This is a genomic window from Nonomuraea jabiensis, from assembly GCF_014204795.1.
GTDB lineage: Bacteria > Actinomycetota > Actinomycetes > Streptosporangiales > Streptosporangiaceae > Nonomuraea > Nonomuraea jabiensis.
Window position 1 is genome coordinate 1,308,182 of record NZ_JACHMB010000001.1, and the last position, 20,404, is coordinate 1,328,585.

The window sequence follows — 20,404 nt, forward strand, 5'->3', positions numbered from 1 at the left end:
AGATCTGCAGTTGAATGCAACGCTCAAGCTTGCGGCTATTGCAATGGGATGCGATCGGAGGCAATACTGGGCCACCGGATCGTGGGACAGGACCACCAGGAGGCGAGTGTCGATGCCGGGAGGCAGGCTGACCCAACAGGACCGCCGGGACATCGCCGCAGGCCTGGCGAAAGGGCTCGGCTACGCCGAGATCGCCCGGCGCCTGTCCAGGCCGACCTCGACCGTCAGCCGGGAGGTCAGCCGTAACGGCGGTCCGGGAGCGTACCGGGCCGAGCGGGCGCACCAGGCCACCGAACGACGTGCCCGCCGCCGCAAGCAGCCCCCTCGATCAGCGCCCCCGTCCGCCGACACGGCGTACGGCCGCGATCCCGAGGAGCTGCGCGAATTCACGGAGCGCCTCGTCGAGACCCTGGTGCAGACGGGTGTGCAGCGGATGGCATCGAGGGTCCTGGCCTGCCTCTACACCACCGACACCGGCACGCTCGCGGCCAAGGAGCTCGCCCAGCGCCTGCAGGTCAGCCCGGCCTCGATCTCCACCGCCGTCGCCTACCTGGAGGAACAGGAGTTGATCAGGCGCGAGCGGGACCCGCGCAGGCGTCGCGAGTTGTACAGCGTCGACAATGCCCTTTGGTACCGGTCGTTCCTGGCGAGCGCCCAGCGAAACTTCTCGCTGGCGGAGACGGCCCGGGACGGAGCACGCGTCCTGGGCCCCACGACACCCGCGGGTGCGCGCTGTGAATTCGTGGGCGAATTCCTCCGGCTTACCGGCGAGGACATCCTCCGGACAGCCGAACGCTGGCGGCACCTTCTGGTCCCGCAAACACGCGATAACCCTGAGTAACTGAGGGTAATTCAACGCGATCCGCCAACCGGTACGACCGGGTGGCGGCCGGACCGTGCCGTCCGCGGCAGAGCGGCCTTCCTCAACGGGAAAGCGCCGGACCACCGGAGCCGGCGATCCGGTCCGGCAGTCGTGCGGCCAGATGGTCGACCAGCTCGCTGATCCGCCGGGGCACGTGGACGTCGTCGGGCAGGAGCGCGTAGATGTCGGCAGGCGGTGTCGGCACCTCGGGCAGCACGCGCACCAGGGCGCCGCTCTCGAGGTGGGACCGGATCTGCCATTCGGAGCGCATGATCACCCCGCGGCCCTGCAGCGCCCAGTCGGTCACGATGTCCCCGTCGTTGCTGGACAGGCGGCCGTGCACGCGTATCTGGCGCGGGTTCCTGGCGTCGCCGAAGCGCCACACGGCGAAGTCCCCCTCGTTCTCGCGGAGCACGATGCAGTCGTGATCGGCCAGGTCCTCCACGCGTTCGGGCGTTCCGCTCCGTTCCAGGTAGGACGGTGCGGCGCAGGGAACCCGGCGGTTCTCCGCCAGCCGCCGCATCCGCAGTGAGGAGTCCGGGGGCGCTCCGACGTGGACGGCCAGGTCGAACTCGCGCCGGTGCGGACGCAGGGGCAACGCCGTCGTACGGAGCTGGATGCTCAGCCGGGGATGCCGGACGGTGAACTCGCCGAGCAGCGGCGCCACGTGCGCGCGTCCGAGGCCCAGGGTCGCCTGGACCACGACGGAGCCCCGCAGTTCGCCGGAACGATGGCTGACCAGGTCCTCCAGCTCGCGGACCTGGTCGAGGATCGTCTCCAGGCGCGCCGCGTAGACCTCCCCCTCGGCGGTCAGCGAGAGCCGGCGCGTGCCGCGGTGCACCAGACGTACGTCGAGCCGGCGTTCCAGGGCGCTGAGGCGCTTGCTGACAACGGGGAGGGAGCAGTCCAGCTCGCGGGCGGCCGCTGTGAGCGTTTCGCAGGAGGCGACCACCTGGAAGAAGCGGAGGTCGTCCATGGAGGTCGTCATCGGGTGCGCAGCGGGTGTCTTTCCATGGGCGAAAGGATAGGTTGCTCCGGGCGTTCTTGTGGCGGGCGTTGCCCGGCGACGAAGGTGAACGGGCGCGTGCATCGTCGACGTGGCTGGAGGAGCGCCTGTGTCCCATCGTTACCGCATCGCGGTCATTCCGGGCGACGGCATCGGACGTGAGGTCGTCCCGGAAGGGCTGCGGTGCCTGCGGGCCGTCGCGGAGATCCATGGGTTCGAGCTGGAGACCGTCGAGTTCGGGTTCGCCTGCGCCGGCTACTGGGTGCGGCACGGCGAGATGCTGCCACCGGACTGGAGGGAGGTGCTCGGCGGCTTCGACGCGATCTTCTTCGGCGCGGTCGGGTGGCCCGAGGCCGTGCCCGACCACGTGTCGCTGTGGGGCAGCCTGCTGAAGTTCCGCCGCGAGTTCGACCAGTACGTCAACCTGCGGCCGGTCCGGCTGTTGCGCGGGGTGCGCGGCCCGCTGCGCGATCACGAGCCGGGCGACATCGACTTCCTGGTCGTCCGCGAGAACACCGAGGGCGAGTACTCGAGCATCGGTGGCCAGATCTTCGAGGGCACCGACCGCGAGACGGTCGTGCAGGAGACCGTGATGACCAGGACCGGGGTGGACCGGGTGCTGCGGTACGCGTTCGAACTGGCCGGCTCCCGGCCGCGCAAGCACCTGACGTGGGCGACCAAGAGCAACGGCATCTCCATCACGATGCCGTACTGGGACGAGCGCGCGGCCGCGATGGCGGAGCGGTACCCGGACGTGGTCGCGGACAAGGACCACATCGACATCCTCGCGGCCAAGTTCGTCCTGCGTCCCCAGCAGTACGACGTCGTCGTCGCCAGCAACCTCTTCGGGGACATCCTCTCCGACCTCGGGCCGGCGTGCGCGGGGACGATCGGGATCGCCCCGAGCGCCAACATCAATCCCGACCGCACCTGGCCGAGCCTGTTCGAGCCGGTTCACGGCTCGGCTCCCGACATCGCCGGACGCGGGATCGCCAACCCGGTCGGTCAGATCTGGAGCGGCGCGATGATGCTCGACCACCTGGGGGAGCCCGCCGCGGCGGCGCGGATCGTGGCCGCGATCGAGAACGTGCTCGACGAGCGACCGGAGGTGCTCACTCCCGATCTCGGCGGCTCCGGGACGACCGCGGGTCTCGGCACGGCGATCGCCGCCGAGATCGGTTCGCAGCCGAAGGTCACCACGGCGTCATGACAGCGTCCTTCTCCGACCCGATCGCTTTGGAGGTCCGGTGGGACCGGCTCGCCGCCGCGACCGACGAGGCCGCCTCGAGGAGCGCGAGTCCTCGTGCTGTTTCGGACCGGAGTGCCGCATCAAGGTCGACCGTGACCTGGCCCTCCTCGTCAACCTCGCGCGCTGACCCGGGTCGTGGCTCTTCAGGACTGCGCGACGGAAGCCCTGGGCGCGGCGAGCAGGTCCCCGAGCCCGCCGCGGGCGTCCTCGATCACGAGCGCCTCCGCCGCCGCCGAGTCACGCGCCCGCAACGCCCGGACGAGCGCGCGATGGCTCGTGTAGCGGTGCAGGCCGAACTCGGTGTCGTGGCGGATCCGTTCGATCAGCCTGGCCCGGCGCTCCGACCACGAGAACACCCGGCTCTGGTCGAGCAGACGCACCAGGACCGGGTTGCCGGCGCAGGACTCGACGACCTCGTTGAAGCGCTGCATGGCGTCGAGCAGCCGGCCGACGTGCCGCGACGGCTCCTGCCCGGCCTTGTGCCGCTGCTTGATGAGGATCAGCAGGTCGTCGGCCTCGTCGAGGATGGCATCGAGCTGGTCAAGTTGCTCCTGGGAGGCGTGCCGGGCGGCGAAGCGGGCCACCATCCCGCGCAGGGCCACCTCGACCTCGGCGAGGTCCTGTATCGCGACGTCGCCGAACGTGGCGACCTGCACCGTCCGCGGTCCCGTCCGTTCGAGCAGGCCGTCCTGCTCCAGGCGCCGGATCGCCTCGCGCACCGGCGTCGGGCTGACCGACAACCGCTCGGCGAGCCCCCGTTCGGTGACCTTCTGGCCCGGACGTAGCTCTCCGATCGTGATCGCGTCGCGGATGGCGCGGTACGCGCGGTCGGCCAGCGTGCTGGCCGTCAGGCCCTTCAACGTCTCATCCGCCACACGAACAGTCTATCTGCCGTTGCAAAGTCAATTTGCAACTCTTGACCATTTTGCTATAGCAAACCTACCGTGGTGCTCGTCACAACGAAGGGAACGGGCCCATGTCGACGACGAGCGGGCAGCGCACGCGAGCAGGACGGATCACATTCTTCGTCTCCCTGGCGGTCTTCGCGCAGGAGTCGACGTGGAACCTCTACGACGCGCAGGTCCCGCCGTTGCTGCGCGAGCACCTCGGCAGTGCCGCACTCGTCGGCCTGCTCATGGGGATGGACAACCTGCTCGGCATCTTCATCCAGCCGTGGATGGGCAACCGGTCCGACAACACCCGTACCCCGTGGGGAAGACGTATCCCGTACCTCGTCGTCGGGATGCCGCTGGCGGCCCTGCTGTTCCTCGCCATCCCGCATGTCGCGGCCACGCTGCCGCTGCTGGTCCTGGTGATGTTCGCCTACGCGCTGGTCGCGAACTCGTTCAAGCCCATCGCCGAGTCCCTGCTCCCGGACTTCATCCCGCCGCAGCGCCGGAGCCGGGCCAACGCGGCGGTCAAGATCGCGTCGAGCCTCACAGTGATGGTCGCGGCGCTGATCAGCATCTTCCTGATCGACGACTTCCCGAAGTTGTCGTTCGCGATCCCCCCGGTCCTGATGATGGCGTCCATGATCGTGCTCGCCGCGAAGCTGCGGGACAGCCGGTCCCCGGCCTACCAGGCGGCTCTCGAGGAGGACCGCGAGCGGCGGGGTACGGCGTCGGCGGACGTGCGGCTGCGGGACGTCGTGCTCGACATCGTGCGGGACCCGGACCGCAGCAGGTTGTGGCTCATCGTGTCCATCCTGCTCTTCGGCGGTGCGTGGGCCGCCTCCCGGGCCCTCGTCACGCCGTACGGCATGGAGGCGCTGGGCCTGTCCCGCGGCGAGGCGGGCGGGCTGACCCTGCCCAGCGGGGTGGCCTTCATCGTGGCGGCCTACCCGGTGGCGATGCTCGCGGAGCGCTTCGGCCGGCTGCGCGTGATGATGGCCGGGATGGCGGTGTTCGCCGCCGGCCTGCTGCTCGGCACCGTGGTGCAGACGCCCACCGGTGCGGTGATCGGTCTGTGCGTCGCGGCGGCGGGTGCCTCCTCGTTCCTGGTCAACGCCGTCGTCGTCCTGTGGAACCTCGCCCCGTCCGACGGCGTGGTCGGCACCTACACCGGTCTCTACACCGTCGGATGGGTGGGCGGCGGCTTCCTCGGGCCGGCGGTGGTCGGCGGCATGGTCGACCTGACGAGCTGGTCCCTGCTGCTGGTCCACGTGTCGATCATCGCGGTCATCGCCATGCTGACGGTCGCGCGCGTCAGCGCCCTGCAACGACGCTCCTCCTCCGGGCGGGCGCTGTGACGGCGACCCGCGTGCTGATCACCACGGACTACCTCCGCCCCGGCGACGAGGTCGACGAGTTCCTGAGACGCTCCGGGCTGGAGACCGTGCACCTGCCCTTGGCCGGCCGGCGTGACCCCGAGCAGCTCGTGGCCGCGCTCGCCGGGATCGACGCCGCGCTGGTGGCCAACGAACCGCTGACGGCCGACGTCCTCGCCCGCGCGCCGAGGCTGAGGGTCATCGTGCGGACAGGCGTGGGCTACGACTCGATCGACGTCGCCGCCGCGACCCGGCTGGGGATCAGCGTCAGCAACCTGCCCGGCATCAACGCCAACGCCGTCGCCGAGTACACCATGGGCCTGTTGCTCGCGGGCGCCCGGCGTCTCGTACAGTCCGCACACGGGGTGGCACAGGGGGCCTGGCCACGTGAGGACGGACGCGAACTGCGGGGGGCGACCCTCGGACTCATCGGCTACGGCGCGACGGCGCGGGCGGTGGTGCCGCTGGCTCGCGCCTTCGGCATGAGCGTGCTCTGCGCCACCGGCGTGCCGGCGCGGTTGCGGAGCGACCCCTTGGTCCGGTTCGTCGACCTGCACGAGCTGCTGGCCACCGCCGACTACGTCTCGGTGCACACCTCGCTCACGGAACGGACCCGGGGCCTCCTCGGCGAGCCGGCGTTCAAGCGGATGAAGCCGACCGCGCTGCTGGTCAACACCGCGCGTGGCGCCATCGTCGACGAGGACGCGCTCGTCGCCGCCGTACGGACGGGACAGATCGCGGGCGCCGCGCTCGATGTCGTGAGCGAGGAGCCGCTGCCGCCGGGCAGCCCGCTGCGCGGCGTCGACGGCATCGTCGTCTACTCCCACCTGGCCGGGCAGACCGCCGAAGCACGAGCCGCCGCGGGACGCGGAGGGGCCGAGGAACTCGTGGCGGCGCTCGAAGGCCGAGCACGGTTCCCGGTGAACTGACACAAAGAGAAAGAGGGATATGGACAGCGTCAAATCCGTCCGGGTCCTGTCGCCGAGCGGCATGCTCGGCGCCGGTTGGGACCACGCGACGATCGAGCGCGGCATCGCCCTGGGTGCCGACGTCATCAGCATCGACGCCGGGTCGACGGACTCCGGCCCCTACTACCTCGGCTCCGCGACCCCCAAGACGACGGCCAAGGCGGTGGCACGTGACCTGCGCAGCCTGCTCACAGCCGCGTCCGGTGCGGGCATACCCGTGATCGTGGGTTCCTGCGGTACGAGCGGGACCGACAGCGGCGTCGACTGGGTCGCCGGGATCGCGGCAGAGGTGATGGCGCGGGAGGGCCTGGACCTGAAGGTCGCGCGGATCTACAGCGAGCAGAACGCGGCCGAGCTGAAGGAGCACCTCGACGCCGGCCGGATCCACCCGCTGCCGCCGTCGGGACGGTTGCGGGCCGAGACCCTCGAGAGCTGCACCCACATCGTCGGCGCGATGGGCCACGAACCGATCGTCGCGGCACTCCGTGCCGGCGCCCAGGTCGTGCTCGCCGGCCGGGCCACCGACACAGCGGTGGCCGCCGCCTACCCGCTCATGAAGGGCATGCCCCCCGGGCCGACGTGGCACGCCGCCAAGATCGTCGAGTGCGGCGGTCAGTGCACCAGCAACCCGCGCGCGGGCGGAGTCCTCGCCACCATCGACGCCGGCGGCTTCACCATCGAGCCGCTCGACCCCGCGGTGTCGTGCACGCCGATCTCGGTGGCCGCCCACATGCTCTACGAGACCGTCAACCCGTTCGAGATGCGGGAGCCCGACGGCACCCTCGACGTCCGGGACGCGCGCTACACCGCGATCGACGACCGGATCGTCCGCGTCGAGGGGTCCAGGTTCCACGTCGCCGACCAGTACACGATCAAGCTGGAAGGCGCCCGGATCACCGGCTACGAGACCATGTCGTTCACCGCGATCAGAGACCCGCTCATCCTCGCCGACATCGACGCCTGGGCGGATCTGATGCGCACGATGATCAGGCGGCGGGTGGGCCAGACGCTGGCGCTGGCGGACGACGAGTACGCCTTCGACCTGCGCCTCTACGGCCACAACGCGGTGCTGGGCGACCTCGAGCCCGAGACCGGGCCGCCCCGGGAGGTGGGCGTGATGCTGCTGGTCAACGCGCCCGACCAGGCGACGGCCACGGCGATCGCCAAGGTCGCCAACCCGCTGATGCTGCACCTGCCGACGCCCGCGATGGACTACCTGCCGAGCCTCGCGTTCGCGTCCTCACCGGCCGAGGTCGAGCGCGGCGCGGCGTACGAGTTCGTGCTGAACCACGTCGTCGACTGCGCCGACCCGATGAGCCTGTTCCGCATCGAGATGGGGGAGAACGCGGATGTCTGAGATCACCCTGGCGGACCTCGCCCATGAGGTCCGGTCCAAGAACGCGGGCCCGTTCTGGGTCACCATGGAGCTCTTCCTGCGCGACGCCGACGGTTACCGGATCGCCGCGGACGAGTCCTTCCTGAACGAACGCGTGATCGCCCAGCTCTATCGGGTCGAGGAGAGCACGGTCCAGATGTTCCGGATCCCGTCGCTGAACGTGGTGAAGATCTCCTTTCCTCGTCCCATCAGCCAGGGATCGCTGCGGGACCGCGACATGCACGCCGGCCAGCACCACGTCCCGCTCGCGCGCATGCCGATCAAGCGGCCGGCCGACCGTGATCGCTGACGACCTCGGTTCCTGGGCGGCTGAGCTGCGTTTCGACGACCTCGGCGAGGTCTGGAACGTCGATCTGGCGCCGACCGTCACCACCCTCACGAACGTCCTGGTCCTCCTGCCTCGACCTGAAAGGGAGATCCCGTGATCCGTGTCGAAGACCTGCCTGCCGGGCACCCGGGCCGTCGGCTGCTGACCGGCCGTACACCGTTCTTCGTCGCGCCGACTGAACCGCGCTGCAGCTACTGCGCCTACGTCCCCAGGAGCTGGACTCCCGATGCCCGGATGCCGGTGCTGGTGGCCGTGCACGGCACCGGGCGCAACGTCGGCGCGTTGCGTGAGGGACTCATTCCCTTTGCCGACCGGCACGACCTCATCGTCGTGACACCGCTGTTCCCGGTCGGCATCGACGATCCGGACGACGTGCACAACTACAAGACCATCGACGCCCACGGCATCCGGTTCGACCTGGTGCTGCTCGAGATCCTGGAGCAGGTCCGGGTCCGGTGGAACGCGCGGGTGGACACGGTGCTGCTGTGCGGGCACTCCGGTGGCGGTCAGTTCGCCCACCGGTTCCTCTACCTCCACCCGGATCGGCTCGCCGCCGTCGCGGTGAACGCGCCGGGCACCGTCACCCTGCTCGACCACTCGCTCACGTGGCCGGCCGGCATCGGCGACACACAGCGGCGCTTCGGGATCACGGTGGACCTCGCCGCGGTCGCCCGGGTGCCGGTGCTGCTGGTCATCGGCGGTGACGACGACGGGCGGGCCGACCTGGCCGCCATGGGCGAGCCCGGCCGCAGCCGCCCGGAGGAACTCGACCGCCTGGCCGTGAGCCTGGCACGGCACGGGACCACGGTCAGGAGGGCCGAGGTCCCCGGGGTGGGCCACGATGCCGCGGGGACGCAACCGCCGATCATCGGCTTCTTCGACGACCTGCTGGCGGGCTACGCCGAGTTCGCGGATCCGGCCAGTCCCCACCTGGCACCGTGATGTCCGGACGGTCGCCGGCACCTCCCTGGCCGGTAACGCGGGGGGTGAACGCCCAGCTCAGCAAATCACTGCAAAGGGCTGCACCCAACTAACACGGCGTTCTTTCCAGGACGGTGACGTCCTTCGGCAGCTTCCCGTGGAAGAAGTCAGAAGCGGAGATCCCATCGCCCTTCGCGATCTTTTCCATGGGAATGGTCAGGTCGCCCGAGCCGACGAAGTCCATGAAGGACTGAGCGATGGCCGTTACCGGGATTTTCACGCAGACTTTCCTCTCCTGGCCGGCGTTCGGCAGGGTGTCGGCGGTGGCGGCCGGCCCTGAGAGCAGGGCGGCACCGATGGTGGTCGCGGTCAGAGCGCGCTTGTACATGCTGCTTCCTTCGTAGCCGGTGAGAAGATCAAAGTCGGTTTGCCACCGCTGAGGCGCCGCCGTCGGCCAGGTCACGGCCCGGGGCGCCCCAGCGCGAGCGCCGCCCGAGCCGCACCCCACCTTTACGCACACGCCCCGGCAACGAGGCGGGCCCGCGTGAGTACGTCGGCGATCGTGCGTACGCCGGCGAGGGTTTCGTGCGGCATCGGGCCCCACGTGTCCTCCATGGCGACGTGGAGTTCGGCGAGGTCCAGGCTGTCGGCCTCCAGGTCCTCGCGGAGCCGCGCGTCCGGCGTGACCCGGCTCGGGTGGACCTTCAGGATGCTGACACAGCGGTCGCGCACCACCGCCAGGATCTCCTCGTCGCTCACGCCGGGCCCCTTCCTCGTATCGGTCTTGTCACTCAGCGTGGCCGGGCGCCTGATAAATGGGCACTCGTGACGCGGAAGCCGCCGTTAAGGAGTTGATCAAGTTTCGAGGGTCGCGGCGGGCGCGCGCAGGGCCTCGTACCTATCCTGAGCAGCACCTGATCTTGAGGAGGGGGATGGGTGTGGCCGCGCAGCCCGAGCCGTACCCGAGGCGGTACGCCCACGTGGCCGGGGTGGCGGTGCATCTGCCTGAGGAGAGCCTGACCACGGCGGAGCCGGCCACCCATGATTCGGGCACGCGCATCCACCGCGGCGTCATGGAGCAGGCCAGTGGTGTGGAGTGGCGGCACGTGGCCGCTTCCGGCCAGACGGCCGCCGGGCTGGCCGCGGCCGCCGCTCGTACCCTGCTTGAGCAGACCGGGCATGTCCCGCCCGTCATAGAGCTGATCATCTACGCCGGGGTTAGCGGCGACGCCGTCGAGCCCGCCACCGCGCACATGGTGGCCGCCGAGTTGGGGGCGAGCTGTCCGGTATTCGATGTACGCAATGCATGCAACGGTGTTCTGAACGCGATCGAGCTGGCCGACACGCTCATCGCGGCCGGCCGGTACCGTACGGTCCTCATCGTGGGCGGGGAGGTCGCCACTCCGGCCACCCGCCGGCAGGTCGAGTCGGGCGCGGACTTCGCCACTGCCGGGCCCTCCTGCGCCGTCTCCGAGTCGGGGACGGCCATGCTGCTGGAGGCCAGTGCGGTGCCCGGGGTGCTGGGTCACCGGTTCTGCGCCGGCTCGGCCCACTGGGATGCCGCCGTCCTGCCGGTCACGCGTTCGGCCTCGGCGAGCTACCAGGTGGTGGATCCTGCGGGGCTGGTCGTCGGGGTGCAGGAGCTCGACCGGTCCGTGCTGCGGGCGCCGCTGGACGAGCGCGGGCTCGACTGGGATGACATGGCGGCGATCTGCGTGCATCAGGCGTCCCTGCCGTCCTTGCACACCTTCTGCGAGGCGGCCGGGATCCCGCTGGGGAAGGTGACCATTGCCGAGCACGGCGATCTCGTCGCCTCCACGATCCCCGCGCAGTTGCATCAGGCGGTCCAGTCGGGCCGGGTGCAGCGGGGCGATCTGGTTGCGCTGGTCGGGGTGGCCAACGGGGTCAGCGCAGGAACCGTGCTGCTGCGCTGGTGAGTGGGCTGGAGCTTCCGCGCCCCTCGGCGCCGGTCACCGCTCCCGGAGCGGCATGATGGAATGAGCGGTAGCGACACTTCGGAGTTGTCGCGCTACCTTTCGTGACAATGCGTGGGATGATCGTGTCCATGCCGGACATACGATCCAGCGAAGGTCCGATGCGCGCCCGGGTGGCCGTCACCGGAATGGGCGTGCGTACCCCCGCGGGCGCCCATCCCAAGGAGCTGTGGGACGCCCTGCTGGCCGGCCGGTCGACGGCGCGGACGATCACCTCGTTCGACGTCCAGGGCCTGCCCGTGGACTTCGCCTGCCAGGTGCCCGACCTCGACCTGGACGACTACGTGAAGCCCAGGGACGCCCGCCGGATGGACCGGGTCACGCAGATGGCGTTCTGCGCGGCGAGCGACGCCCTGGCCGACGCCGGCTATCCGCTGGCCGCGCCCGAGCGCCGGGCCGTCGTGACCGGGACCGGGTACGGCGGTGTCGCCACCCAGGAGCTCGCCTTCGGCACCCTGGACGAGCGCGGACGCGCCTGGCCGGGCCCCCTGCACATCCCCATGAGCATGCACAACGCCGCCGCCGCGGAGATCAGCATCCGGCACGCGTTCCTCGGTCCGAGCATGTCGGTGGCCACCGCGTGCGCCTCCGGCAGCCACGCCATAGGTGAGGGCATGCGGCTGGTCCGCGACGGGACGGCGGACGTGGTGCTGGCGGGCGGCATGGAGGCGGGGGTGCGGGCCGGCGCGCTGGTGGGGTTCGGGCGGGCGGGGGCGCTGTCGCGCCGCGCGTCGGAGCCCGAACGGGCCAGCCGGCCCTTCGACGCCGACCGCGACGGGTTCGTGCTGGGCGAGGGCGCCGCGTTCCTCGTGCTGGAACGGCTGGAGGACGCCCTGCGCCGGGGCGCCCACGTGTACGCCGAGCTGAGCGGGTACGGCCGGACGTCCGACGGCCATCACCTAACGGCCCCCGACCCCGAGGGCGGCGGCGCGTACCGCTGCATGCGTCATGCGCTGGCCGACGCCGGGATCGCCGCGGCGGACGTCGTCCACGTCAACGCGCACGCCACCGCCACCCGCCTCAACGACGAGATCGAGGCGCGGGCGATCGCGCGGCTGTTCGGCGAGTACGCGGTGCCCGTCACGGGGAGCAAGAGCGTGATCGGCCACGCCCTGGGGGCCTCGGGCGCCATCGAGGCCGTGATCAGCGTGCTGACCCTCAGCGAGCGCACCGTCCACCCCACCGCGAACCTCGACCACCCCGACCCCGCCTGCCCCGTCGACGTCGTGACCGCGCCGCGCCCCATCGTTCCCGGCCCGGTGCTGTCCAACTCGTTCGCCTTCGGGGGGCACAACGCGACCCTCGTCTTCACCCCGTTCCGGGAGGACCGATGAAACTGGCGGGCACGACCGCCCTGGTCACCGGCGCCAACCGACGCCGCCGAGATCGACGTCGCGCCGCTGCCCGTCCGTGTCGCGGCCGGGCCGGCGAGCGTGTGGCCCGGGGCCGGCGCGCGGGTGCGGCGCCTCATGGGAGTCGAGGGGTACGCCCGCGCCGCCGCCGGCCGCGGCTTCCTGTGAGCGGTTGACATCAAGCAAAGTTGAGGTTGCAGGCTCGGAGGACGAGTTGATTACCGTCTCCGGGAGTGCGCCATGCATGCCGTCGTCCTGCACACCTTCGGCCCCGCCGAGAACCTCCGCTACGAGAGCGTGCCCGACCCCGAGCCGGGGCCCGGCCAGGTTCGCATCGCCGTGAAGGCGGCCGGGGTCCACCTGATCGAGACGACCATGCGGTCAGGGGCGACCGGTGGCATGACGCCGCCGCTGCCCGAGCTCCCGGCGATCTTCGGCGGCGAGGTGGCCGGACGCGTGGACCAGGTGGGTCCCGGGGTGGATCCGTCCTGGATCGGGCGCGATGTGGTGACCGCGTACGGCCGCCCCGGCGGCTACGCGGAGCTGGCGGTCGCGGACGTGACGTCCGTGCACCCGATCAAGGCCGGTTACGAGGCCGCCGTGGCCATGGTCGTCACCGGGGTGACGGCGCTGCAGTTCCTGGACGTGGCCAAGCTCACCCCTGACGACGTCGTGCTGGTGACCTCGGCGGCCGGCGGCATCGGGCGCCTGATCGTCCAGTACGCGCGCGGCCTCGGCGCCAGGGTCGTCGGCGCGGCGGGCGGGGCCGCGAAGGTGGCGGCCGTACGGGACCTCGGGGCGGATCTCGCCGTCGACTACGACCAGCCGGGCTGGGCGGAGACCGTCGCCGAGGAGCTGGGCGGCCGCGCGGTCACGGCCCTGCTCGACGGGGTCGGCGGCGACAAGGCGCGGGCCGCGTTCGGGCTGCTGGGCGACGGCGGCCGCTACGTCACCATCGGCAACGCCTCCCGGCAGGAGTTCCAGCCGGACCCCCACACGGTGGAGGAGCGCGGCCTCACCGTGACCAACGCCCTGATGCTGCTGCTCAGCGAGCCGAACACGCGGCCCGACTACGAGGTCAGGGCACTGGCGGCGCTCGCCGACGGCACGCTGACCCCTGCCGTGCAGACGTTCCCGCTCGCGGAGGCGGCGGCCGCCCACGCCGCGCTCGAAAGCAGGCGTACGACGGGCAAGGTCGTGCTCATCCCTTAGCCGCGATGGCGTACTGCGGGTTGTCGGGGCGATAGGACGAGCCGACGACGGTGAACCCGGCCTCGGCGAGCCGCGCCTCCAGGTCGGCGGGGGTGAACGGCTGGAAGTCGATGGTGTGCCGGTGGTGGCCGAGCGTGCCGTCGGGGTGCTCCAGGATGAACAGGATCTCGGCCAGGCACGGCTCGTCGAAGCTCTCGGGGAAGGTCCAGACGTAGACGCAGGTGCACCGTACGCCGTCGCGCTCGCGCACCCGGTCGCCGACCACGATCCGCCGGCGCTCGCGATAGAGCAACTCCCAGTTGCGGGAGTCGACGATCAGCGTGCCGGTCGGGGACAGCACCTGCCGCATCCCCGACAGCGCCGCCACCATGGCCTCGCGCGACCCCGTGTGGACGAGGGAGTTGCCCAGGCACAGCACCAGCTCGTACGGCCCGGTCACGGCGGCGGGCAGATCCTCCCACCGGGAGATGCGCAGCTCCACGCCGGCGGGCACGCGGCGGCGCGCCTGCTCGACCATCTGCGGGCTTCCGTCGGTGGCGGTCACCTGGAACCCCGCGTGCGCCAGCGCCATGGCGTCCGCCCCGATGCCGCAGGCGCAGTCGAGCACGGGGGCGCCCGGCGGCAGGGCGTCGACCACGGCTTGGATGAACTCCCGGCGGGAGGGGGACGTGCCGCCGATCACGCCCGGGGGGTTCACGATCTCGTCGGCGCAGAGCCAGTGGTAGTCGACGGCCAGGTCGCGGTAGTAGTCCGACACATGACGAGCCTCGCATGATCACCACATACGGTCCAGCGATTAAAGTGCCGGGCGATGGACACCTTACGAGCTCCCCGCCTGGTGCCCGGCGATCGCGTCCGGTTCGTCTCCCCCGCCTCACCGCCCAACCCCGACCTGGTCGCCGCCGGAGTCGAGCTGCTCACCTCATGGGGCCTGCCGGCCGGGCACGGCGACAATCCGCCGACCATCCCCATCGGCACCGAGGCCACGATCGACACGGCCGCGGGAACCCTCACCGTGCGGGCCGCCGTGAGGTAATCCGCGTCAATCGATGAAGAATCTCTTCGCAAAGATCTCGCCTACGAAGGAAAATGTTGAGACGCTGATCTGCACCAGGTGCCCCCCAGTCCCGAGGAGTGGTTCATGCGCCGCCTACTGGCGATCTCCGCGGTCGCCGCGCTGCCCTTAACTTCTGGCATCGTCCCAGCTCACGCCGAGGATCCCGGTGATCGCCAGCAGGCCTTCGCGGCCGCCGCGCAGGAGTTCGAGGTCCCCGAGAGCGTCCTGCTCGGCGTGTCCTACCTGGAGTCGCGGTGGGAGGCCCATGCCGGGCAGCCGTCCAACGACGCCGGGTTCGGGCCCATGCATCTCACCGACGCCGCCGCGTACGCCGCCTCCAACCATCACAGCGACGGCGAGGAGGACGCCCGGGGCGACGAGAGCCGGCCCCTGCCCGCCCCCGAGCCCCAGCAGTCCTCCGTCGCGATCCCCGCCTCCCTGCGCACCATGGAGAAGGCCGCGCAGCTCACCGGCGAGACCCACGAGCGGCTGCGTACGGACGACACCGCCAACATCCGGGGCGGCGCCGCGCTGCTCGCCGACTACCAGAAGTCGCTCGGCGCGCCGCTGAGCGACAACCCCGGCGAGTGGTACGGCGCCGTCGCCAAGTACTCCGGAGCCCAGGAGGACGGAGCGGCGAAGTTCTTCGCCGACGAGGTGTTCGCGACGATCAAGGACGGCGCGGCCCGCACCACGGACGACGGGCAGCGGGTCACGCTCCCGGCCGTCCCGAACGTGGACAAGATCGAGAAGTGGCTGGAGAAGCTGGGTCTCCGCCCGACCAGGAAGGATGGCGTGGAGTGCCCGGCCTCCGTCTCCTGCGAATGGATCCCCTCCGCGTACCAGGAACTGCCGCCCCCCAAAGACTACGGCCACTACGACCTGGCGAACCGGCCGTTCAGCCAGAAGATCGAGTACATCATCATTCATGACATGGAGGGATATTTCGCCCCCTCCATCCGCATGAACCAGGACCCCACTTACGGCGCCAGCTGGCAGTACTCCGTGCGCTCCAGCGACGGCCACATCGCCCAGCACATCAAGGGCAAGGACGTCGCCTGGCAGGCCGGCAACTGGTACGTCAACGCCAAGTCCATCGGCATCGAGCACGAGGGCTTCCTGGCCGAGGGCAGCACCTGGTACACCGAGGCGATGTACCGCTCGAGCGCCCGCCTGGTGCGCTACCTGGCCTTCAGGTACGGCATCCCGCTCGACCGCGCCCACATCCTGGGCCACGACAACGTCCCCGGCACGCTGCCCACGACCGTGAAGCAGATGCACGAGGACCCGGGCCCGTTCTGGGACTGGGCGCACTACTTCCAGCTGATGGGCGCCCCGCTGCACCGGTTCGGCGGGCCCGATTCAGGCTCGATCATGATCAAGCCGGACTTCGCGACGAACAAGCCGTACTTCTACGGGTGTGACCGCAAGAACCCGCAGAACGCCTGCCCGCCGCTGCCCGCGAGCACGGTCTGGCTGCGCACCGAGCCGAGGGCGGACGCGCCGCTGGTCAAGGACATCGGCAAGCACCCCACGGGCGAGTCCCTCTACAGCGTGTACGACCACAGCGCCCGCGCCACCACCGGCCAGCGCTTCGCTGTGGCCGACCGCCAGGGCGACTGGACGGCCATCTGGTACCTGGGTCAGAAGGCGTGGTTCTTCAACCCGGCGAGCGCGCCGACCGCGGTCCCGTCGGCCGGCCTCGTGGTCACCCCGAAGCCGGGCAAGGCCACCGTCCCCGTGTACGGCAGGGCGTACCCGGAGCAGGAGGCGTACCCGGCGGACATCCCGTACCAGGCGGTGACCCCGCTGCAGTACACGTTCTCGGCAGGCGAGAAGTACACGCTGGCCGGGACGGCGCCCGCGGAGTACTACCGGGCGGTCACCTTCACCATGGACCAGGACCACAAGGTGGTCCGGGGCAAGACGAAGTACCTGCAGATCCAGTTCGGCCACCGCGTGATGTTCGTCAAGGCTGACGACGTGCGGGTGACGTTCTCCGGGTGAACTCCTTGACGGCGCGCCTGGTGCTCGCGAGCGCCTCCTGAGAGGAGTCGTACGTGCGCTGGGCGACGCCGACGAACACGCAGTCGACGACGAGGAGCTGGCTGATCCGGCTGGCCAGGGCGCCGGGACGGAACTCCGTCTCGCGCCCGGCGGAGATCAGCACATGTTCGGCCAGCTCCGCGATGGACGAGCGCGGGTTGTTCGTGATCGCGACCGTGGTGGCCCCGGCCTCCCTGGCCCGGGTCAGCGGCTCGATCACGTCGGGCGTCTCCCCCGACGTGCTGATGCCGATCGCGACGTCGCCCTCCCGCAGCAGCACCGCGCTGGTCAGCGCCAGGTGCGCGTCCTGGAAGGCGTGGCTGGACAGCCCGATGCGCAGCAGCTTCTGCGCGACGTCCTCGGCCACCAGCCCGGAGGCGCCCACGCCGTACGCGTCGATCCGCCGGGCCCCCACGATGGCGTCCACGACCAGGCCCAGCCGCTCGGAGGTCAGCTGGGCCACGGTGTCGTTGATCGCCTCCGACTCGGCCCGCGCGACCTTCTGGATGACCTCCGACAACGGGTCGTCGGGCGCCAGGTCGCCGGGCACCAGCCGGTCGGGCTGCGCGGCGGCAGCGGCTAAGGCCAGCCGGAGCTGCGGGTATCCCGCGAACCCGAGCAGCCTCGCCGTGCGCACGATCGTCGCCTCGCTGGTGCCCGAGGCGGCGGAGAGCTCCGTGATGGTGCTCCTGGCCACCGTCGCGGGGTCCTCCAGGATGAGCCGGGCGACGGTCTGCGCGGCCGGCGTCAGGGACGGCAGCACACCGCGGACCGTGGCCACCAGAGTGTCGGCCCGCAAGCCGTTGCCGCTGTCGTCCACCCCCTGATTATGCCGTCCGTTTAACGCGATATGCCGTTCGCGGGTGCCCCTGATTAACGCAATGTGCCATTTGTCATGCCCACGGGTTCCTCCGGCACGGCGATCAGGCCGAGCTCGGCGGGGGTGGCCACGAGCGGGTGGTACGGCACGACGCGCACGGTGTATCCGAACGCGCCCGTACGGTCGAGCGGCACCGTGCCCGTGTAGTGGGCCCGGCCGTCGTCGCCCGTCGAGGCCACGGTGAGCTTCGCGTACGCCGGGCGCACCAGCTCGTCGTGCGGCCCGACCTTGCCGTAGGCGGCCTCGACCAGCACGTCGTCGGGCTCCAGGTCGCCGAGCGCGATCGTGGCGTGCAGCTCGATGGAGGCGCCCACCTCCGGCGTGTCCCCCACGCCCGTGGCCTCGACGTGCTCGACGCGAAGCCCCGGCCAGGCCCTGGTGACCCGGACCCGCCAGGCCGCGAACGCCTTCGCGGGCGCGTACGAGTCGGCCGACAGCGCGTTGGCCGCGGCGGCGGCCGGGTTGTAGAGGTCGACCACGTAGTCCCGCAGCATGCGCCCGGCCAGCACCTTGTGGCCCAGCGAGGTGAGCGTGTGCTTGACCATCTCCAGCCAGCGCCGCGGCAGCCCGTCCACCGCACGGTCGTAGAACCGGTCGGACACCTCGTGCTCGATCAGGTCGTAGAGGGCGGCGGCCTCCAGCTCGTCGCGCCGGTCGGCGTCCGTCACGCCGTCGGCGGTCGGGATCGCCCAGCCGTTGGTGCCGTCGTACCACTCGTCCCACCAGCCGTCGCGGATCGACAGGTTGAGCCCGCCGTTCAGCGCGGACTTCATCCCCGAGGTGCCGGACGCCTCCAGCGGGCGCAGCGGGTTGTTCAGCCAGACGTCGCAGCCCTGGACCATGAGCTGGCCGAGCGTCATGTCGTAGTCGGGCAGGAAGACGATGCGGTGGCGCACGTTCGCCTGGTCGGCGAACTTGACGATCTGCTGGATCAGCTTCTTCCCGCCCTCGTCGGCGGGGTGCGCCTTGCCGGCGATCACGATCTGGACCGGCTTGTCCGGGTCGAGCAGCAGCTCGGTGAGCCGCCGGGGATCGCGCAGCATCAGCGTGAGCCGCTTGTACGACGGCACCCGCCGGGCGAAGCCGATGGTCAGCACCTCGGGGTCGAGCGCGTCGTCGATCCACCCGAGCTCGGCGTCCGAGGCGCCGCGCTCCCGCCACGACCTGCGCAGGCGCACCCGGGCGCCCTCGACGAGCCGCTGTCGCAGCGTGCCCCTGATCTGCCAGAGGTCGGCGTCGGAGATCTTCTGGATGCCCTCCCAGCCGCGGGCCCGCTCCAGCAGCGAGGGCAGCTCGCGCTCGGCCAGCTCCATGAACTCCCTGCCGACCCAGGTGGGCGCGTGCACGCCGTTGGTGATCGACCCGATCGGCACCTCGTCCACGTCAAATCCGGGCCAAAGATCCTTGAACATCTCCCGGCTGACCTTGCCGTGCAGCACGGAGACGCCGTTGACCCGCTGGGCCAGCCGCATGCCCATGACGGCCATGTTGAACCGGGTGGGATCGGCCTCGGCGCCCAGCGCCAGGATCCGCTCGACGGGCACTGTCGGCCAGGCGTTCGGGCCGCCGAAGTGGCGCTCGATCATGTCCACCGGGAACCTGTCGATACCGGCGGGGACGGGCGTGTGCGTGGTGAACACCGTGCCCGCCCGCACCGCCTCCAGCGCCTCGTCGAACGAGAGCCGCGCCTCGGTGAGCTCGCGGATGCGCTCCAGGCCGAGGAAGCCGGCGTGCCCCTCGTTGGTGTGGAACACCTCGGGATCGGGGTGCCCGGTGATCTTGCAGTACGCCCTGATGGCGCGTACGCCGCCCACGCCCAGCAGCAGCTCCTGCATGAGCCGGTGGTCGGTGCCCCCGCCGTAGAGGCGGTCGGTGACGTCGCGGGCGGCCGTGTCGTTCTCGGCCACGTCGGAGTCGAGCAGCAGCAGCGGCACGCGCCCGACCTGCGCCACCCACACCTGCGCGTGCAGCTCGCGCTCGCCGGGCAGGGCGAGGCGGATCTTGACCGTCTCGCCGGCGGCGTCCTTCAGCAGGCTGAGCGGCAGGCCGCCCGCGTCGAGCGACGGATAGTGCTCCAGCTGCCAGCCCTCCGGCGACAGCGACTGCGTGAAGTAGCCGTGGCGGTAGAGCAGGCCGACCGCGAGGATCGGCACGCCCAGGTCGCTGGCGGCCTTGAGGTGGTCTCCGGCCAGGATGCCGAGGCCGCCCGAGTACTGCGGGAGGGCGGCGGCGATGCCGTATTCGGGGGAGAAGTAGGCGATGGCCCGCGCCCCGTCGGGGAGCGTCTGGTACCAGCGCGGGGAGGTCATGTATTCGCGTAGGTCGTCGGCCGCGTCGGCGAGGCGGCGCAGGAAGCGGCGGTCCGCGGCCAGCTCGCTGAGCCGCGCGGGGGTGACGGCGCCGAGCAGGGCCACGGGGTCGTGCCCGACCTGCTCCCAGAGGGCGGCATCGACCTCCGCGAAGAGGTCCAGCGTCTCCGGGTGCCAGGACCAGCGGAGATTATGGACGAGCTCGCCGAGGGCGGCCAGCTCCGCGGGCAGGACGGTGCGGACGGTAAAACGGCGGATTGCTCTCACGTTTCTGCACCCTACGGGCTAGGAGGGACCTCTCAGTCCTTCACCCCCAAGAAGGCCGTTCAAACCCCTTCCGGGAACAAGCATGAAGACGGACGATTGGGGCAACTTTCCTGAATGTTGGCACTCCCGCGGCCACACTCGGGAGGTCTATCCGCTGCTGTCCACAATTTACATGCAAGGATCGTTCCTACCACGGTGGTTCGCGTCCAGCGGCCCACCGCAGGGACGCGGAGTCTGCACCCACGGAAAGCCTCCGGCGGCACCGAGCGCGCCGTCGCCAACCCTTGAATG

The 20,404-nt window shown here is 70.8% G+C and carries 20 protein-coding genes; 13 read left to right on the forward strand and 7 right to left on the reverse strand.

What is annotated here, in order from left to right; translation table 11 throughout:
• The first annotated feature begins 112 nt into the window (after positions 1 to 112).
• Positions 113 to 841: a GbsR/MarR family transcriptional regulator gene (locus HD596_RS05460; RefSeq protein WP_185068218.1), complete on the forward strand. Its 729-nt coding sequence runs from the start codon at positions 113 to 115 to the stop codon at positions 839 to 841.
• 82 nt (positions 842 to 923) lie between these two features.
• Here HD596_RS05460 and HD596_RS05465 read toward each other — a convergent pair whose 3' ends face one another.
• The gene (locus tag HD596_RS05465; protein ID WP_221519191.1) at positions 924 to 1,838 is read right to left on the reverse strand and encodes a LysR family transcriptional regulator; all 915 of its coding nucleotides are present in this window, start codon (positions 1,836 to 1,838) and stop codon (positions 924 to 926) included.
• Between the two features lie 139 nt (positions 1,839 to 1,977).
• On the opposite strand from HD596_RS05465, the gene HD596_RS05470 reads away from it, so the two are divergent.
• Positions 1,978 to 3,078: a tartrate dehydrogenase gene (locus HD596_RS05470; RefSeq protein WP_185068220.1), complete on the forward strand. Its 1,101-nt coding sequence runs from the start codon at positions 1,978 to 1,980 to the stop codon at positions 3,076 to 3,078.
• A 182-nt stretch (positions 3,079 to 3,260) separates the two neighbouring features.
• Here the strand turns inward: HD596_RS05470 and HD596_RS05475 are convergent, their stop codons facing one another.
• Entirely contained in the window at positions 3,261 to 3,992 is a 732-nt protein-coding gene (locus HD596_RS05475; RefSeq protein ID WP_185068221.1) for a GntR family transcriptional regulator, read from the reverse strand.
• A gap of 101 nt (positions 3,993 to 4,093) precedes the next feature.
• Here HD596_RS05475 and HD596_RS05480 point away from each other — a divergent pair, with 101 nt between their 5' ends.
• From HD596_RS05480 to HD596_RS05505, 6 genes are read left to right on the forward strand one after another with little or no spacing between them, the layout of a single operon-like run.
• Complete coding sequence (locus HD596_RS05480; RefSeq protein ID WP_185068222.1) at positions 4,094 to 5,365, forward strand: MFS transporter; 1,272 nt, start codon at positions 4,094 to 4,096, stop codon at positions 5,363 to 5,365.
• The gene (locus HD596_RS05485; protein ID WP_185068223.1) at positions 5,362 to 6,312 is read left to right on the forward strand and encodes a phosphoglycerate dehydrogenase; all 951 of its coding nucleotides are present in this window, start codon (positions 5,362 to 5,364) and stop codon (positions 6,310 to 6,312) included. Before HD596_RS05480 ends, HD596_RS05485 begins: the two co-directional genes overlap by 4 nt.
• Positions 6,313 to 6,331: 19 nt before the next feature.
• Positions 6,332 to 7,708 (forward strand): acyclic terpene utilization AtuA family protein, encoded by a 1,377-nt coding sequence (locus tag HD596_RS05490; RefSeq protein WP_185068224.1) that lies wholly within the window; start codon positions 6,332 to 6,334, stop codon positions 7,706 to 7,708.
• Entirely contained in the window at positions 7,701 to 8,036 is a 336-nt protein-coding gene (locus tag HD596_RS05495; RefSeq protein WP_185068225.1) for a DUF4387 domain-containing protein, read from the forward strand. The genes HD596_RS05490 and HD596_RS05495 overlap by 8 nt, the downstream gene beginning before the upstream one ends.
• The gene (locus HD596_RS05500; RefSeq protein WP_185068226.1) at positions 8,026 to 8,172 is read left to right on the forward strand and encodes a hypothetical protein; all 147 of its coding nucleotides are present in this window, start codon (positions 8,026 to 8,028) and stop codon (positions 8,170 to 8,172) included. Before HD596_RS05495 ends, HD596_RS05500 begins: the two co-directional genes overlap by 11 nt.
• Positions 8,169 to 9,017: an alpha/beta hydrolase family protein gene (locus HD596_RS05505; protein ID WP_185068227.1), complete on the forward strand. Its 849-nt coding sequence runs from the start codon at positions 8,169 to 8,171 to the stop codon at positions 9,015 to 9,017. The genes HD596_RS05500 and HD596_RS05505 overlap by 4 nt, the downstream gene beginning before the upstream one ends.
• A gap of 88 nt (positions 9,018 to 9,105) precedes the next feature.
• Here the strand turns inward: HD596_RS05505 and HD596_RS05510 are convergent, their stop codons facing one another.
• Positions 9,106 to 9,384: a hypothetical protein gene (locus HD596_RS05510; protein ID WP_185068228.1), complete on the reverse strand. Its 279-nt coding sequence runs from the start codon at positions 9,382 to 9,384 to the stop codon at positions 9,106 to 9,108.
• Positions 9,385 to 9,506: 122 nt separating this feature from the next.
• Entirely contained in the window at positions 9,507 to 9,755 is a 249-nt protein-coding gene (locus tag HD596_RS05515) for an acyl carrier protein (protein WP_221519192.1), read from the reverse strand.
• 173 nt (positions 9,756 to 9,928) lie between these two features.
• Here HD596_RS05515 and HD596_RS05520 point away from each other — a divergent pair, with 173 nt between their 5' ends.
• The 3 genes from HD596_RS05520 (at position 9,929) to HD596_RS05530 (ending at position 13,554) form a co-directional block, all read left to right on the forward strand.
• Entirely contained in the window at positions 9,929 to 10,933 is a 1,005-nt protein-coding gene (locus HD596_RS05520; RefSeq protein ID WP_185068229.1) for a 3-oxoacyl-ACP synthase III family protein, read from the forward strand.
• A gap of 128 nt (positions 10,934 to 11,061) precedes the next feature.
• Positions 11,062 to 12,324: a beta-ketoacyl-[acyl-carrier-protein] synthase family protein gene (locus tag HD596_RS05525; RefSeq protein WP_221519193.1), complete on the forward strand. Its 1,263-nt coding sequence runs from the start codon at positions 11,062 to 11,064 to the stop codon at positions 12,322 to 12,324.
• 258 nt (positions 12,325 to 12,582) lie between these two features.
• On the forward strand, positions 12,583 to 13,554 hold the full coding sequence (locus tag HD596_RS05530; protein ID WP_185068230.1) for a zinc-binding dehydrogenase: 972 nt from the start codon (positions 12,583 to 12,585) through the stop codon (positions 13,552 to 13,554).
• Here HD596_RS05530 and HD596_RS05535 read toward each other — a convergent pair.
• Positions 13,544 to 14,311, reverse strand: a complete 768-nt coding sequence (locus HD596_RS05535) for a class I SAM-dependent methyltransferase (protein WP_185068231.1) — start codon at positions 14,309 to 14,311, stop codon at positions 13,544 to 13,546. The genes HD596_RS05530 and HD596_RS05535 overlap by 11 nt on opposite strands.
• A 54-nt stretch (positions 14,312 to 14,365) precedes the next feature.
• Between HD596_RS05535 and HD596_RS05540 the strand changes: the two genes are divergently transcribed.
• Positions 14,366 to 14,590 (forward strand): hypothetical protein, encoded by a 225-nt coding sequence (locus tag HD596_RS05540; RefSeq protein ID WP_185068232.1) that lies wholly within the window; start codon positions 14,366 to 14,368, stop codon positions 14,588 to 14,590.
• Between the two features lie 105 nt (positions 14,591 to 14,695).
• Complete coding sequence (locus HD596_RS05545) at positions 14,696 to 16,618, forward strand: N-acetylmuramoyl-L-alanine amidase (protein ID WP_185068233.1); 1,923 nt, start codon at positions 14,696 to 14,698, stop codon at positions 16,616 to 16,618.
• Here the strand turns inward: HD596_RS05545 and HD596_RS05550 are convergent.
• Positions 16,581 to 17,477, reverse strand: coding sequence for a MurR/RpiR family transcriptional regulator (locus HD596_RS05550; protein ID WP_185068234.1), 897 nt, complete (start codon positions 17,475 to 17,477; stop codon positions 16,581 to 16,583). The two genes, HD596_RS05545 and HD596_RS05550, sit on opposite strands and share 38 nt — an antisense overlap.
• A 53-nt stretch (positions 17,478 to 17,530) precedes the next feature.
• The gene (gene glgP, locus HD596_RS05555) at positions 17,531 to 20,113 is read right to left on the reverse strand and encodes an alpha-glucan family phosphorylase (protein WP_185068235.1); all 2,583 of its coding nucleotides are present in this window, start codon (positions 20,111 to 20,113) and stop codon (positions 17,531 to 17,533) included.
• Positions 20,114 to 20,404 lie beyond the last annotated feature (291 nt).

Excerpts from the sequence above, each read along its gene's own strand:
- HD596_RS05480 (WP_185068222.1), top strand. The coding sequence starts at position 4,094 with ATGTCGACGACGAGCGGGCAGCGCACGCGAGCAGGACGGATCACATTC.
- HD596_RS05490 (WP_185068224.1), top strand. The coding sequence starts at position 6,332 with ATGGACAGCGTCAAATCCGTCCGGGTCCTGTCGCCGAGCGGCATGCTC.
- HD596_RS05510 (WP_185068228.1), bottom strand. The coding sequence starts at position 9,384 with ATGTACAAGCGCGCTCTGACCGCGACCACCATCGGTGCCGCCCTGCTC.
- HD596_RS05465 (WP_221519191.1), bottom strand. The coding sequence starts at position 1,838 with ATGGACGACCTCCGCTTCTTCCAGGTGGTCGCCTCCTGCGAAACGCTC.
- HD596_RS05460 (WP_185068218.1), top strand. The coding sequence starts at position 113 with ATGCCGGGAGGCAGGCTGACCCAACAGGACCGCCGGGACATCGCCGCA.
- HD596_RS05525 (WP_221519193.1), top strand. The coding sequence starts at position 11,062 with ATGCCGGACATACGATCCAGCGAAGGTCCGATGCGCGCCCGGGTGGCC.
- HD596_RS05545 (WP_185068233.1), top strand. The coding sequence starts at position 14,696 with ATGCGCCGCCTACTGGCGATCTCCGCGGTCGCCGCGCTGCCCTTAACT.
- HD596_RS05530 (WP_185068230.1), top strand. The coding sequence starts at position 12,583 with ATGCATGCCGTCGTCCTGCACACCTTCGGCCCCGCCGAGAACCTCCGC.
- HD596_RS05520 (WP_185068229.1), top strand. The coding sequence starts at position 9,929 with ATGGGTGTGGCCGCGCAGCCCGAGCCGTACCCGAGGCGGTACGCCCAC.
- HD596_RS05540 (WP_185068232.1), top strand. The coding sequence starts at position 14,366 with ATGGACACCTTACGAGCTCCCCGCCTGGTGCCCGGCGATCGCGTCCGG.
- HD596_RS05495 (WP_185068225.1), top strand. The coding sequence starts at position 7,701 with ATGTCTGAGATCACCCTGGCGGACCTCGCCCATGAGGTCCGGTCCAAG.